Raw genomic sequence first — 14,214 nt, forward strand, 5'->3', positions numbered from 1 at the left:
TGCCACGCCCCGCCTCACATCGTCGCGGTGACCTTCTTCAACCCGCGCGGCGCGTCCGGGTCCTCGCCCCGGGTGAGCGCCAGGGCCAGCGCCAACCGCTGCATCGGCAGAATGTCCAACAGCGGGGCGTACCGCTCGTCGACCTCGGGAACGGCCAGCCGGGTGGCGCCCGGCACGTCGGCGGAGCCGACCACCACGACGTCGGCGCGGCGTTCGCCGAGGCGGGGCAGCACCTCGCCCATCGACCGGCCACCGGGGCCGGAGCCGACCACGGCGAGCACCGGGACCTCCGGGTCGGTCATCGCGAGCGGGCCGTGCAGCAGGTCGGCGCCGGAGAAGGCGAGCGCCGGCAGGTACGAGGTCTCCATCAGCTTCAGCGCTGCCTCCCGGGCGGTCGGGTAGGCGTACCCGCGGCCGGTGGTGACCAGCTGACGGGCGAACCGGTAGCGCGGGGCGAGCTGGGCCGGGGTGCCGTCGGCCAGGGTGCGGGCGGCCAGCTCGGGCAGCGTGTCGAGGGCCTCCCGTTCGGCCTTCGGGAGCACGCCGTCACCGGCCCGGATCCCCTCCACGAGCATCAGCAGGGCGAGCAGCTCGGCGGTGTAGGTCTTGGTGGCGGCCACCGCCCGCTCGTGCCCGGCGGCGATGTCGACGCTCAGCTCGGCCACGTCGACGAGCGGCGAGTCGGGGGCGTTTGTCACAGCGAGGGTCAGTGCCCCGGAGGCTCGGGCGGCGCGCAGCACCTCGGCCAGGTCGGGCGAGCCGCCGCTCTGGCTGACCCCGACGACAAGCGCGTCGGACAGGTCGGGGCGGGCCCCGAACAGGGTGACGACGCTGGGCGAGGCGAGCCCGGCGGGCAGGCCGAGCCGGATCTCGGTCAGGTAGGCCCCGTAGAGCGCCGCGTGGTCGGAGGTGCCCCGCGCGGTGAAGACCACGTGCCGTGGCCGACGTTCGGCGATGACCGCCGCCACCCGGGCGATCTCGGCGGCGTTGTCGGCGGAGAGCAGGCGCGCATAGCCAGCCGGCTGCTCGTCGATGTCGGCGGCCATTCCAGCCCCTGCACGCGTCACGAACACTCCCCTCTTGCGCGGTTACCGCGCGGTTCCTGCTCAGTCTTGCACTTTTTAGCGTATCCAAGCAATCTAACGAGCACGAGTGCGCAGATGATCACCGAATGATCTCAATATCAACTACGCTTTCCCCGATGTACCCGGTCTAGCCCGCGACGAGAGGACGACGTGCCCGAGGGAACGGACGACCCCGCGCTCTCCGCCACGGAGGAGCTGGCGCTGGCCCGGCTGGCACTCGACGAGGGCGACCTGCACCACGCCGCCGGCCACCTCGCCGGCGCGTTGGCCCGCGCCCCCACCCTCCCGGAGGTGCACGAGACGCTGGCCCGGCTCGCCGCGACGGGGGGCGGTGGCCTCGACCTCTTCCCGATCAACCACCACACGTTCGTCGGTGCGGTGGTCGCCCGCGCCCACCTCCTCGCCACCGCCGGCCGTCCCGCCGAAGGGCTGGAGCTGCTGGCCGCTGCGACGGCGTACTCCCCCGGCACCGAGTGGGCCGGCGTGCCCTGGGTCACAGCGCCCGAACTGGCCGAACGGCTGGACCCGGAGCACATCGCCCGCGTCCTCATGCAGGTCTGCGCCGCGCTGCCCGACCCGGTGCCGCGGATCGGCCGGGCCCCGCTGACCCCGTACCTCACGCTCGCCCGCAACGCGGCCACCGTGCACCCCGAACACGGCCTGCTGCTGGGCGCGGCGTCCGCGCTGGCCCGGCGCCTCGGCGAGGTCCAGCTGGCGGTCCGCTGGGCCACCCGAGGGGTACGCGCACAGCCCTCGAAGATGGGCGAGGTGTGGCTCGGGTACGCGTACCGCAGCTCGGGCCGGACCCGTGACGGCCTGGCGGCCCTCGGTCGGGCCGTCGAGCTGGACCCCGACGACCTGGCGATCTACGCGGACATAGCCGGCACCCTGGCCGAGATCGGCCGGCTGGACGAGGCGTTGGAGTGGACCGAGCGGGCGCTGGCGCGCGATCCGTCGTTCGACTGCGCCGTGCACACCGCCCACCGCCTGCGGCACCTGCGCGACGGTGACCTCGCCCACCTGGTCGCGCTCGCCGACTTCGTGCGGGACCACCCGGACGACAGCCACGAGCACGGCGACCTGGCGCAGTGCTGCCGGGGCCGGCCCTGGCTCGGCCAACTTACCCCGGCCGGCGGGCCGCTGGTCGACGCGATGCGCCAAGCGGTGGCCGACGACGACAACGGTCTCGGCGGTGCCGTACGGCTACCCGCCGCCGCCCCACCGAGCGCGGTCGGCACGGCGATCTCCACAGCTCCCGGCCTGCGGATCGAGGTCGTCGGCGCGCCGGAGCCCGACCCGCGCGAGCCTCGGCGGGCGTCCGCTCAACGGTTGTGGCACTACGCGGACACGCTGCCCACGCCCGCGCTGGCGGCGCCCTCGGCGACGGCTGTCGAACGGATCGGGCAGATCGCCCACCCGGCATGGGCGCACCCACCGGCGGCGTACGACGCGGCGGTGGGCCTGGCCGGCCTCGACCTGGGCGACCTGCTCGGCCTGCTGGTGCACCCGCCGGCGGCGCCGGCCAACGCGGTGGGTCGGCTGCTGGCCGCGCACGACCCGTCGGTGTGGGTCCGTGGCGTGCAGGTGTGGGCCTGTCTGGGGCTGCTGCACCACCGCACCGACGAGCCGTGGGAGGGCTCGACCCGACGCCGGGTGCTGCTCGATCTGATCTGGGGCGTCGAGGACTGGGTCACCGAGGCGGCGCTGTTCGCCCTGGTCACCGCCGCGTGGGTGGACCCGTCGGTGCGGTCGGACGTGGCCCGGGTGGTGGCGGAACGGCTGGCCGACGCGGCTGCCGTGGCCCGCAGCCGACCGGTCCCGATCGCCGCCTCGCTGGCTCACCTGGCACTCGCCGCCCCGCAGCTGGACCCGGCGACGGCGGCACTGGCCGCCGAGTTGCTGGACACCCACTCCCCCCGGCTTCCCCGCCCCCGCAACCCGCTGCGCCGCCTCTGGCAACGTCTGAGCAAGGGAGCGCCGCGCCGACCGTGACGGTCGACGCGGCGCTTTGTCGCGGTTGGGTCAGGCGACCGGGGCCTTGCCGAGGGCGACCTCGGCGTCCTCCTCCGGGGTGGCCTGCGGCGGCGCCTCGTTCGCGGTGCGCAGCGGGATCTCCTTGATGAACCAGGCGAGCACCGGGATCACGATGGTGAACAGCACCGCCCAGAGGAAGACGTGCGAGATGGCGTCGGAGAGACCGCCGAGCACCGCCTCGCGCGCCTGGGCGGGCAGCTCCTTGAGCTTCTCCAGGTCCATCCCGGCGCCGGCCTCGCCGCCGCCGAAGGCCCGACCCCCCTCGGAGCTGGCCAGCCGGTTGGCGAAGATCGCACCGAACAGCGAGATGCCGAACGAGCCGCCGATCGACCGGAAGAAGGTGGCCGCGCCGCTTGCCGCGCCGAGGTCCTTCTGCTCCACGCTGTTCTGGGCGATCAGCATCGACGTCTGCATGAGGAAGCCCATGCCGACACCGAGCACGATCATGTACAGCGAGGACATCAGCTTGCTGGTGTCGGTGTCGAGCATGGACAGCAGTGCCATGCCCCCGGTCATCACCACGCCACCGATGATCGGGTACGCCCGGTACCTGCCGTTGCGGGTGATCGCCCGGCCGATGACCAGCGAGACGACAAGCATGCCGAACATCAGCGGCAGCAACAGCAGACCACTGTTGGTCGCCGACGCCCCCTGCACGGTCTGCTGGTAGAGCGGCAGGAAGTTCATCGCGCCGAACATCGCGAAGCCAAGCAGGAAGCCGATCACCGAGATCAGCGCGAAGTTGCGGTTGGCGAAGAGCGCCAGCGGCAGGATCGGCTCCTGGACCCGGCGTTCCACCAGGCCGAACGCCACCAACGCGACGACGGCCAGCACGGCCAGGCCGAGGATCTGCGGCGACGTCCAGTCGTACTCGTTGCCGCCCCAGGTGGTGATGAGCACGATCGCGGTGATGCCGACCGAGAGCAGCCCGGCGCCGAGCCAGTCGATCCGGTGCTCGGTGCGGTACTTCGGCAGGTGCATGGTGGTGATCAGCACGAGCAGCGCGATTCCGCCCAGCGGCAGGTTCACGTAGAACGCCCAGCGCCAGGAGAGGTGGTCGGTGATGAATCCGCCGGCCAGCGGGCCGGCGACCATGGCGATGGCCATGATGCCGGCGATCATGCCCTGGTAGCGCCCGCGCTCGCGCGGCGGGACCAGGTCACCGATGATCGCCATCACGCCGACCATGAGGCCGCCGGCGCCGAGGCCCTGCACGGCCCGGAAGGCGATGAGCTGGACCATGCCGTCCTCCGGGCCGCCGAGCATCCCGGAGCCGGCCATGCCACAGAGGGCGGAGCCGACCAGGAAGACGACGACCGAGGTCAGGAAGACCGACTTGCGGCCGTAGAGGTCACCGAGCTTGCCCCAGATCGGGGTGGAGACGGTGGTGCCCAGGACGTACGCGGTAACCACCCAGGTGAAGTGGTTGAGCCCGCCGAACTCGCCGACGATCCGCGGTAACGCGGTGCTGACGATCATATTGTCGAGCATCGCGAGCATCATCGCGATCATCAGCCCGAACAGCACGACCCGGATGTTGGTGGGTCGCGTGCCGGCCTGGGTTGCCTGAGTCATGGGTAAGCTCCCCCCGAGGATTGCCTTACTTACTTGCCGCCCGGCTAGTCACCTTACTAGCCGCACGGTAAGTTGGGTACAAGCAACGGTCAAGCCATTTGGAGGGCGTGAGTGAGCGAGAGCACAGGCGGCGGAACGCGGGAACGGATCAAGGCCGTCGCGCTCGAACTCTTCACCGAGCAGGGGTACGAAAAGACCTCGCTCCGGGAAATCGCCGAGCGCCTCAACGTCACCAAGGCCGCGCTCTACTACCACTTCAAGAGCAAGGACGACATCGTCGCCAGCTTCGTCGAGGACCGGCTGGAGCGGATGGACGCGCTGACCACCTGGGCCGCCACCCAGCCCGCGACCCTGGCCACCCGCCGCGAGTTGATCTCCCGGTACGCCGACACGATGTTCGACGGCACCCAGCCGTCCGTGATGCGCTTCTTCGAGCAGAACCAGACCGCGCTCAAGAGCCTCTCCTCCGGCCAGAAGATGCGCGGCCGGATGATGGAGCTGGCCGGGGCGCTCTGCCGGGGCGACGACTCCCCCGCCGCCCAACTACGCGCCGTGCTGTCGCTGTTCGCGGTGCACACCAGCTGGTTCGCGGTCCGCGCCCCGCACATCACCGACGACGAACGCCGCAAGCTCGCCCTGGAGGTGGCCGACGAGCTGCTGGCCGCCATCGGCACGCAGCCCGACGCCTGACCGGGCGTTGTCGTTCCGGCCCGGGGCTCGTCGGTCGGCGGCGCTCAGCCGCGGGCCAGCTCCAGTCGCAGGCCGAGCAGGTCCACGCCCGGCGCCGGCGACCAGTCCTTTTCTGGCGAACGGACGAACCCGCGCCGCGAGTAGAGCCGGTGCGCCGGATCGGCCATCCCGGCCCGCACGCAGATCACCACAGCCGTGCAAGCCAACTCGGTCGCCCGGTCGACACACGCCTCGACCAGCGCCGCACCCACACCGCGGCCCTGAGCGCCCGGGTCGACAGCGAGCATCCGGAACTCCGCCTCGCCCGGCCCGGACAGCTCGGCGAACGGGGTCCCCGGCAGCACGAACGTGACCGAGCCGAGCACCGCCCCGGTCACCTCGTCGACAGCGACCAGCACCTCGCCGCTGGCCGCTCGGGTCGACACGTCGGCCAGCACCTCGCCGTACCCGTGTTCGCCCTTGAGCTGGCCGTCCGCCTCGTACGCGGCCACCGTCAGCCGGGCCACCGCCGGGAAGTCGGCCAACTCGGCCGAACGGACCCGCAACCCGGTCAAGCGATCACCGCGATCAGGTCACCGTCCTGCACGACGTCGCCCTCGTTGACGACAAGCTGCTGGAGCACACCGTCGGACTCGGCGACGACCGGGATCTCCATCTTCATCGACTCGAGGATCACCAGGGTGTCACCCTCGGCCACCGTGTCACCCGCTGTGGCGACGACCTTCCAGACGTTGGCCACCATCTCGGCGCGGATCTCCTCGGCCATGTCCAGGCCCTCCCTCTTCGCGACGTGCCTGCCGATGTATCCAATCATGCGTCGACAGGTGGTGGGCGCGCAGCGGCACAGCCGGGATGGCAGGCCCGCCCTGGGGAAGGCGGCGGGTGCCGACCGCACTACCATCAGCGGGTCGGACCCGACGCCGGACCGCCGGTGGCCGCATCGGCGCCGAGGTCGTGCGCAGGACGGATCCGACCCAATCACGAGGAGGTCAGCATGGCGAAGAAGTCCCGGAAGAAGAAGGCTCGTAAGAAGAGCGCCGCGAACCACGGCAAGCGTCCCAACTCCTGAACGGGTCGGCGGGCCGGTTGCCCGTCGCCGCTCAGCTCGACCCGGCCGAGGCCGGGTACACCGGTGGCCCGGGTCGACATCGACCCGGGCCACCGGTGTAGCCAGCTCGTGCCGACGCTCAATCGTCGTCGGCCAGCTCAGACGCTCAGTCGGCCAGCTCACGGGAGTCGCTGGTCTCGAAGACCACCAACTCGGTGAGCTTGACCCTCAGCCGCTCGCGCAGCTCGTCCGGCGCGGTCTCGTTGCCACAGCAACGCGCCACCAACGCCCGCACCTCCTGCTCCAGCCCGTACTCGCGCAGGCAGGGCCCGCACTCGTCCAGGTGGTGCCGGATCAGCGACCGGCGCTCATCGGCGCACTCCAGATCCAGGTAGAGATACACCTCCGCGAGCACTTCGCGGCAGTCCGTCTCGTGCGGCTCCCCACAGCTCACGTCACACCTCCCGGCCGGCAGCGGCGGTCGAGCCCTTCGCTGAGCGGGCAGCGCTGAAGCCCCGCTCCCCCGCGTAGCGCTCAAGCAGCTTGCGCAGATTACGACGGCCCCGGTGCAGACGCGACATCACGGTGCCGATCGGCGTGCCCATGATGTCCGCGACCTCCTTGTAGGAGAAGCCCTCGACATCGGTGAGGTAGACGGCCAGGCGGAACTCCTCCGGCAACTGCTGGAGGGCCTCCTTGACGTCACTGTCCGGCAGCCGGTCCAGTGCCTCCGTCTCGGCGGAGCGCAACCCGCTGGAGGTGTGCGACTCGGCCTCGGCGAGCTGCCAGTCGGTGATCTCCTCCGTGGGCGCCTGGATCGGCTGGCGCTGCCGCTTTCGGTAGGAGTTGATGTAGGTGTTGGTCAGGATCCGGTAGAGCCAGGCCTTCAGGTTCGTGCCCTGCTCGAACTGGTGGAAGGCCGCGTACGCCTTCAGGTAGGTCTCCTGGACCAGGTCCTCGGCATCCGCCGGGTTGCGTGTCATCCGCAGCCCAGCAGCGTAGAGCTGATCGACGAATGGCATCGCGTCCCGCTCGAATCGGGCCCTGCGCTCGTCCGTCTTCTCGGTGGTCAACCGCACATCCCCTCGCGTCGGATGCTTTCCCGCCGAGGATACGCGCACGGACCTGCCCGCAGATTCACTTCCGGCTGGTGTGCCCGTGCTCACCGCACCCACCCCGCCCGGTCCCGCCGCCGCGGGCCATTCCGGGCCATCCAGCAGCCGCTTCAGCTGCCGGGCGTCCCGCTCGTCCCGTTCCAGGCTTCGTGTCTCGGTTGGCACCGGTCACCCCCCTCGCAGAAAAGTCGTCCGGGGGTAGTAACGCAAGATGACCACTGGGGCATTCCGGCCGGCCCTCCCGTTCCTGGTCCCGGCCCCGACGGCGGCCGGCGCTGGGACCAGGAAGGGCCTGGGAGGACTGGTGTCACTGGCCCCGATCGGGCCGGCGGCACCATCGGATGCAACGACCAGTGCCCAGCGCCGGAAACGGTCGTCCCGGCGAGCCGGCCACGACGGGTCAGTCGGCCGCCCAGCCCTGGGCGGACAGCCAGTCGCGGACGGCGGCGGCGGTGCCGGCCGGATCCCGGCGCAGATCGTGCGTCTCACCGGGACGGCTCACCACCTGCACGGCCGGCCCCGGCTCCGGCGTCCCGAACGGGTCCCGGTCGCCGTTGACGACCAACGTCGGCAGGCCGGTGCCCAGTTCGGCGGCCCGCGAACGTTCCGGCCGGCCGGGTGGGTGCAGCGGAAAGGCCAACGCGACCACGCCCGCCGCGCCCACCGCACGCGCCGTCCGGCAGGCCACCCGTGCACCACTGGAACGCCCACCCACCACCACCGCCGGCACGTCGGCGTGCCGCTCGCGCAGCACGGCGAGCACCGCGGCCCAGGCCTCGTCGAGGTGACCTGCCGGTGCCGGCGCGCGTCGACCGGCGACCCGGTAGGGCTGGGTCACCCGGACCACCGCCAGGCCGGCTGCGACCGAGGCGTCGCGGACCGCGAGCAGGTCGGGCGCGTCGACGCTGCCGCCCGCACCGTGCCCGAGGACGAGCAGTGCGGTGGCCGGGCGGACCGGCAGGTCGGTGTCGATCCGCGCCGGACCGCGCGGGGTGTCGATCTCGTTGCTGGATGGCACCGGCCTATTCTGCGCCGCTGGACGGGCGACCGGTGCGAACCGGGCCGCCGATCAGCTGAGCGGGACCAGCACGAGCAGGCGATCGCGCACCGGCGGGCCGGCGTCGTCGATGGCGTCCGGGTCGGGCTCGACCTCGCCACGCCAGGCGACAAGCATCGCCCGTCGTTCCCGCGGCGTGGTGCCACCCCACACGCCGTGGCAGTCACCGACGTCGAGTGCCCAGGCCAGGCAGGACCCCTGGACGTCGCAACTGCGGCACAGCGCGACGGCGGCGTCCGCCGGCTCGTTCGGTGCCGGAAAGAATGTCTCCGGATCGACGCTCTGGCAGGTCCCTCTGGTACGCCACGCGTCGTCCTGTCGCCGTTCCCGCACGGCCCGCAGCAGTCGCGGATCTCGCCGCGCCGCCGCCACCTCGTGCGGGCGCGGCATACGTGCCCGTGTCATCCACCCACCTCCCCCGTGGGACCGGCAAGCACCATGGACGTCGTCCGCCCCGTGCGGATCGACTGCCACTACCGGCGCTGTGTTCTATCGCACTTCACAACACCGGGACAAGGGTCTGCCGGGAACCTGACTGAACAGCCAGGAGACGAATCGGCGAAACCCTGGCAAATCGGCAGCCGACGATGCACGGGCGTCAGAACAGTGGCAACTCCTGTGGTGTCACAGTCGGCGGTACCGCCACCCGGGCGGTCAGTTGCGGCCCGTCGTTGCGAACGTCCCCCACCGCAGCACCCACCGGGCGGATCTCCAACCCCGCCAACTGCTCCGCCGACGCCGGAGTGAGCAGCCGCCCCGGCTCGTCGGTCGGCGCCAGCCACGACGACCAACGCTCAGGTGGCAACAGCACCGGCATCCGGTCGTGCACCTCGGCCAGGTCGCCGAGCGCCGCGGTGGTCAGCACGCTGAAGGTGAGCCGGGTCTCGGCGTCGGACTTCCAGACCGACCAGATGCCGGCCAACGCGAGCACCGAGCCGTCCCGGGGGGTCATGAAGTACGGCTGTCGTCCGCCGTCGGGCAGCCGGACCCACTCGTACCAGCCGTCGGCCGGGACCAGGCAGCGGCGACGGGAGAAGGAGTTGGCGTACGCCCGGCTGGTGGCCACCGTCTCCGCCCGCGCGTTGATCATGCGGGCGGCTCCCGAGGCGGACCGGGACCAGTGCGGGAGAAGCCCCCAGCGACCGACGCAGAGACTGCGGTGCCCCTCCGGAGTGACCCGGACCAGCGGCACCGGATCGGTCGGCGCGACGTTGTGATCCGGTCGCACCAGGCCCTCGGAGTCGTCGGACGACTCGAACAGCGCGCTCAGCTCGCCGGAGCTCCGGGTCGTCGCGTACCTGCCGCACATGGGGCACACGCTAACGCGTCGGAGGCCCCTTCGGCTGTCCCGCCAACCGGGAGTCCGAACGCCGGGCGCCGCCACCTACCGGCCGACACGGCAGAATGTAACCGTGGGGAACCTGACCGCGACCCGGCCGCCGCAGCCGTGGACCGCACCGACCGCATCCGACCCGGTGGCGGCGACGCTGCGCCTGCCCGGTTCCAAATCGATGACCGCCCGCGCCCTGGTGCTCAGCGCGCTGGCCGCCGGCCCGTCGACGCTGGCCCGGCCGCTGCGCGCCCGCGACACCGAGTTGATGGCCGCCGGCCTGCGGGCGATGGGCGCGCACGTGTCGATCAGCGACGACGAGCGCTGGCTGCTCCGGCCGCACCCGCTGGTCGGCCCCGCGCACGTCGACGTGGGGCTGGCCGGCACCGTGATGCGGTTCGTGCCACCGGTGGCCGGCCTGGCCGACGGGCAGGTCACCTTCGACGGTGACCCGTACGTCCGCACCCGGCCGCTCGGCCCGCTGGTCGGCGCGCTGCGCTCGCTGGGTGTCCGGATCGACGTCACCGGCACCGGCAGCCTCCCGCTGACAGTGCTCGGCACCGGCCGGATCGCCGGGGGCGAGGTGGTGATCGACGCGTCCGCCTCCAGCCAGCTCGTCTCCGGGTTGTTGCTGGCCGCCCCGCGCTTCGACCGGGGCGTGGTGGTACGCCACGTCGGCCCGCCGGTGCCCTCCGCGCCGCACCTTCGGATGACTGTGCAGATGCTGCGGGCCGCTGGCGCGGCGGTCGACGACAGCACCCCCGACGTCTGGGCCGTCGAGCCCGGCCCGCTCACCGGGCGCGGCTGGGACATCGAGCCGGATCTCTCCGGCGCCGTGCCGTTCTTCGCCGCCGCCCTGGTCACCGGCGGCGAGGTGACGCTGCAGGGTTGGCCGCACAGCAGCACGCAGCCGGTCGAGCAACTCCGCTCGCTGCTTCAGCGGATGGGGGGCGAGGTCACCCTCTCCACCAACGGGCTGACCGTCCGCGGCACCGGCGTGGTGCACGGTCTGACCGCCGACCTCTCCGACGTCGGCGAGCTGACCCTCGTGCTGACCGCGCTGGCCATGCTGGCCGACTCGCCGTCGGTCTTCACCGGCGTCGGGCACATCCGCGGCCACGAGACCGACCGACTCGCCGCACTCGCGCGCGAGTTCGGCGGGCTCGGGGCGGACATCACCGAGACACCGGACGGGTTGGAGATCCGACCCCGACCGCTGCGCGGCGGGGTCTTCCGCACCTACCACGACCACCGGATGGCGCACGCCGCCGCGGTGGCCGGGCTCGCCGTTCCGGGCATCGACGTGGACGACGTGGGGTGTACCTCCAAGACCATGCCCGAGTTCCCGGCACTATGGTCAGCGATGGTGACCGGCAAGAGCTGACGCGAGAAGAGGACAGGTCCTGGCGACCAGACGGCGGGAGTACGACGAGGACGACGTACGGGTCCGGCCCGGTAAGTCGTCGCGCCCGCGTACGCGCACCCGCCCGCAGCACGCCGACGCTGTCGACGGGTTCGTCATCGCCGTCGACCGTGGGCGCTACACCTGTGTGCTGTCCGGGGCCGAGCGCGGCGTGGTCGGCGCCGAGCTGCCCACTGTCACCGCGATGCGGGCCCGCGAGTTGGGCCGCAAGTCGGTGGTGGTCGGTGACCGGGTCAGCCTGGTCGGCGACACGTCCGGCGCGGAGGGCGCGCTCGCCCGCATCGTCCGGATCGCCGAGCGTCGCTCGGTCCTGCGTCGCACCGCCGACGACGACGAGACCACCGCCGAGGGTCGGCTGGAACGCGTGGTGGTGGCCAACGCCGACCAGTTGGTGATCGTCAGCGCGTTGGCCGACCCGCCCCCGCGCACCGGGTTCATCGACCGCTGCCTGGTGGCCGCGTACGACGCGGACGTCGAGCCGCTGCTCTGCCTCACGAAGGCGGACCTGGCCGGGCCGGAGGAGGTGCTCGGTTACTACACCGAGCTGGAGCTGCCGTACCTGCTCAACCGCCCCGACTCCGACCTCGACGCGCTCCGCGCGCTGCTCAGCGGCAAGGTGTCGGTGCTGGTCGGGCACTCCGGGGTGGGCAAGTCGACCCTTGTCAACCGCCTCGTTCCGGACGCGCTGCGCGCGGTGGGCGTGGTCAGCGCGATCGGCCGGGGTCGGCACACCTCGACCAGCGCGGTGGCGCTGCGGCTGCCACCGGTGCCCGGGGTCGACACCGACCCGGGCTGGATCATCGACACCCCCGGGATCCGCAGCTTCGGGTTGGCGCACGTCTCGGCCGACAGCCTGCTGCACGGTTTTCCGGATCTGGTCGAGGGCACCGTCGACTGCCCGCCGAACTGCCCACACACTGCCGACGAGGCCGAGTGCGGGCTGGACGCCTGGGTGGCCGCCGGTAAGGCCGACCCGCGCCGGCTGGCCTCGTACCGTCGCTTGCTCGCCTCCCGTGCCGGCGAGGGTGACTCGCGCGGCGACAGCGACCAGCGCGGCCCCGGCGAGGGTGACCGGCGCGGGCCCGAGGAGTGACCCGACGGGCGTGGGCTAGGTTGCCGGCATGACCGGGTACGCCGACGACCTCGCCCTCGCCCACCTGCTCGCCGACCGGGCCGACGCCATCGCCACGGCCCGGTTCCGCGCGCTCGACCTGCGGGTCGAGGCGAAGCCCGACCTCACACCGGTCTCCGACGCGGACACCGCAGTGGAGCGGGAGATTCGCGCCCTGCTGGCCGAGCACCGGCCGGCCGACGGGCTGCTCGGTGAGGAGTACGGCGCGCAGCCGTCCGCCGACCCGAACGGCCGCCGGTGGATCATCGACCCGATCGACGGCACCAAGAACTTCGTCCGCGGCGTGCCGATCTGGGCCACGCTGATCGCGCTCTACGACGGCGATCGACCGGCGGTCGGCGTGGTGTCCGCACCGGCGCTCGGGCGACGCTGGTGGGCCAGCGCGGGCGCGGGCGCGTACGCCGGGCCGGGCCCCGCGGCCGGTGAACGGATCGGCGTGTCCGCGGTGCGCGGGATCCCCGATGCCAGCTTTTGCTACTCGTCGCTGGACGGGTGGGAGAGCGCTGGGCGGCTCGACGCGGTGCTCGACCTGATGCGGGACAGCTGGCGCACCCGGGCGTACGGCGACTTCTACGGTTACATGCTGCTGGCCGAGGGGGCACTCGACGTGATGGCGGAGCCGGAGCTGTCGCTGTGGGACGTGGCGGCGCTGGTGCCGATCGTCACCGAGGCGGGTGGCACGGTCACGGATCTGGCCGGACAACCGGCCCCTGCCGGCGCTCCGGGCACCGACAGCAGCGTGGTGGCCACCAACGGTGTGCTGCACGCCGACATCCTCGCCCGCCTCACTCGACCAGCCGAGCGCTGACCCCCGTCAACCTCTATCCTCGCCAGGTGGTCTCCTCCGGTTGGTGCTTTCTCGCGGCGATGATCGTCGCGTACGGCTTCGCCAACCTGCTCCAGTCGGTGGCGGCGGCCCGCACCACTGTCCATCACACCTTCGATCCGGGCCTGCTGCTGCGCCTCGCCGGGCACCGGACGTACCTGGTCGGCCTCGGCTGCCAGATCGGCGGCTTCGTGCTCGCCTTCCTGGCCCGGCGGGACCTGCCGCTGTTCCTCGTGCAGGCCAGCGTGGCCGCCGGGCTCGGGGTGACCGCCATCCTCGGGGTGCTGGTGCTGAAGTGGCGGCTGCCAGCGGCGGAGGTGGTGCTGCTGGCGCTGCTCTTCGCCGGGATAACCGCGCTGGTGCTGTCCGCCCGGCCGGCGCCGTCGAAGCAGCTCGGCACCGCCGGCTCGATCGCCCTGCTGGTGGCGCTCGGCGTGATCGCGGTGCTCGGCTTCTTCGCCGTCCGGCTGCACGGGGCGCCGGGTTCGGTGGCCCTCGGCTCACTGGCCGGGCTGGCGTTCAGCTCGGCCGCGGTCGCCGCCCGGCCACTGGCGTCCGCGCCGTCCGCCGAGGCGTTCCTCTCCCACCCGCTGTTCTATCTGCTGATCGCCCACTCGATAGTGGGTCAGCTGCTGCTCGGTCTGGCCATGCAGCGCGGCTCGACGACCGCCGCGGTGGCCGCGATGGACGCCGCCGGCGCGGTGCCGGCCGCGATCGTCGGCCTGCTGCTGCTCAACGACAAGATCTGGCCGGGGCGGGAGTGGCTGGCCGCGGCCGGCTTCCTGGTCACGCTGGCCGCGGTGATCGGCCTGACCCGGTACGCCGAACCGCAGCAGCACCGGTCGGTGGCACGCCGTCGGGACCCCGCCATGGTCGGTGCCGGCCGGCCGGGCTGACCA

At 72.4% G+C, this 14,214-nt stretch carries 16 protein-coding genes; 6 read left to right on the top strand and 10 right to left on the bottom strand.

All coding sequences use genetic code 11. The features are described from left to right. Positions 1–14: 14 nt before the first annotated feature. Entirely contained in the window at positions 15–1,046 is a 1,032-nt protein-coding gene (locus ABZU74_RS17275) for an SIS domain-containing protein (protein ID WP_355424634.1), read from the bottom strand. A 189-nt stretch (positions 1,047–1,235) separates the two neighbouring features. On the opposite strand from ABZU74_RS17275, the gene ABZU74_RS17280 reads away from it, so the two are divergent. Further along, a complete protein-coding gene (locus ABZU74_RS17280; RefSeq protein ID WP_355424365.1) occupies positions 1,236–3,077 on the top strand; it encodes a tetratricopeptide repeat protein in 1,842 nt (613 codons plus the stop codon). A 30-nt stretch (positions 3,078–3,107) separates the two neighbouring features. Here ABZU74_RS17280 and ABZU74_RS17285 read toward each other — a convergent pair whose 3' ends face one another. After that, positions 3,108–4,694: an MDR family MFS transporter gene (locus ABZU74_RS17285; protein WP_355424367.1), complete on the bottom strand. Its 1,587-nt coding sequence runs from the start codon at positions 4,692–4,694 to the stop codon at positions 3,108–3,110. A gap of 111 nt (positions 4,695–4,805) precedes the next feature. Between ABZU74_RS17285 and ABZU74_RS17290 the strand changes: the two genes are divergently transcribed. Then, positions 4,806–5,384 (top strand): helix-turn-helix domain-containing protein, encoded by a 579-nt coding sequence (locus tag ABZU74_RS17290; protein WP_355424370.1) that lies wholly within the window; start codon positions 4,806–4,808, stop codon positions 5,382–5,384. 44 nt (positions 5,385–5,428) lie between these two features. On the opposite strand, the gene ABZU74_RS17295 is transcribed toward ABZU74_RS17290, so the two are convergent. From ABZU74_RS17295 to ABZU74_RS17330, 8 genes are all read right to left on the bottom strand, one after another. Then, complete coding sequence (locus tag ABZU74_RS17295; protein WP_355424372.1) at positions 5,429–5,938, bottom strand: GNAT family N-acetyltransferase; 510 nt, start codon at positions 5,936–5,938, stop codon at positions 5,429–5,431. Further along, positions 5,935–6,156 carry a biotin/lipoyl-binding carrier protein gene (locus ABZU74_RS17300; protein WP_196930429.1) on the bottom strand — a complete coding sequence of 74 codons (222 nt, stop codon included), beginning with the start codon at positions 6,154–6,156 and terminating at the stop codon, positions 5,935–5,937. The genes ABZU74_RS17295 and ABZU74_RS17300 overlap by 4 nt, the downstream gene beginning before the upstream one ends. Positions 6,157–6,362: 206 nt before the next feature. Continuing rightward, on the bottom strand, positions 6,363–6,533 hold the full coding sequence (locus ABZU74_RS17305) for a hypothetical protein (protein ID WP_350858275.1): 171 nt from the start codon (positions 6,531–6,533) through the stop codon (positions 6,363–6,365). 65 nt (positions 6,534–6,598) lie between these two features. Continuing rightward, positions 6,599–6,886, bottom strand: a complete 288-nt coding sequence (rsrA, locus tag ABZU74_RS17310; protein ID WP_030336658.1) for a mycothiol system anti-sigma-R factor — start codon at positions 6,884–6,886, stop codon at positions 6,599–6,601. A gap of 1 nt (position 6,887) precedes the next feature. Beyond that, a complete protein-coding gene (locus ABZU74_RS17315) occupies positions 6,888–7,712 on the bottom strand; it encodes a sigma-70 family RNA polymerase sigma factor (RefSeq protein WP_355424374.1) in 825 nt (274 codons plus the stop codon). 235 nt (positions 7,713–7,947) lie between these two features. Next, entirely contained in the window at positions 7,948–8,565 is a 618-nt protein-coding gene (locus ABZU74_RS17320; RefSeq protein WP_355424377.1) for an alpha/beta family hydrolase, read from the bottom strand. A gap of 51 nt (positions 8,566–8,616) precedes the next feature. Continuing rightward, positions 8,617–9,009 (bottom strand): WhiB family transcriptional regulator, encoded by a 393-nt coding sequence (locus ABZU74_RS17325; RefSeq protein ID WP_238668196.1) that lies wholly within the window; start codon positions 9,007–9,009, stop codon positions 8,617–8,619. Positions 9,010–9,202: 193 nt separating this feature from the next. Further along, the gene (locus ABZU74_RS17330) at positions 9,203–9,913 is read right to left on the bottom strand and encodes an SOS response-associated peptidase (protein WP_355424379.1); all 711 of its coding nucleotides are present in this window, start codon (positions 9,911–9,913) and stop codon (positions 9,203–9,205) included. Between the two features lie 103 nt (positions 9,914–10,016). Here ABZU74_RS17330 and aroA point away from each other — a divergent pair, with 103 nt between their 5' ends. From aroA to ABZU74_RS17350, 4 genes are all read left to right on the top strand, one after another. Then, a complete protein-coding gene (aroA, locus tag ABZU74_RS17335; RefSeq protein WP_355424381.1) occupies positions 10,017–11,318 on the top strand; it encodes a 3-phosphoshikimate 1-carboxyvinyltransferase in 1,302 nt (433 codons plus the stop codon). Positions 11,319–11,454: 136 nt separating this feature from the next. Then, the gene (rsgA, locus tag ABZU74_RS17340; RefSeq protein WP_355424637.1) at positions 11,455–12,450 is read left to right on the top strand and encodes a ribosome small subunit-dependent GTPase A; all 996 of its coding nucleotides are present in this window, start codon (positions 11,455–11,457) and stop codon (positions 12,448–12,450) included. A 28-nt stretch (positions 12,451–12,478) separates the two neighbouring features. Further along, positions 12,479–13,297 carry a histidinol-phosphatase gene (hisN, locus tag ABZU74_RS17345; RefSeq protein ID WP_355424384.1) on the top strand — a complete coding sequence of 273 codons (819 nt, stop codon included), beginning with the start codon at positions 12,479–12,481 and terminating at the stop codon, positions 13,295–13,297. A gap of 59 nt (positions 13,298–13,356) precedes the next feature. Then, positions 13,357–14,211 (top strand): hypothetical protein, encoded by an 855-nt coding sequence (locus ABZU74_RS17350; protein ID WP_355424640.1) that lies wholly within the window; start codon positions 13,357–13,359, stop codon positions 14,209–14,211. Positions 14,212–14,214 lie beyond the last annotated feature (3 nt).

Source organism: Micromonospora sp. NPDC005171, from assembly GCF_040608575.1.
Classification (GTDB): Bacteria; Actinomycetota; Actinomycetes; order Mycobacteriales; family Micromonosporaceae; genus Micromonospora.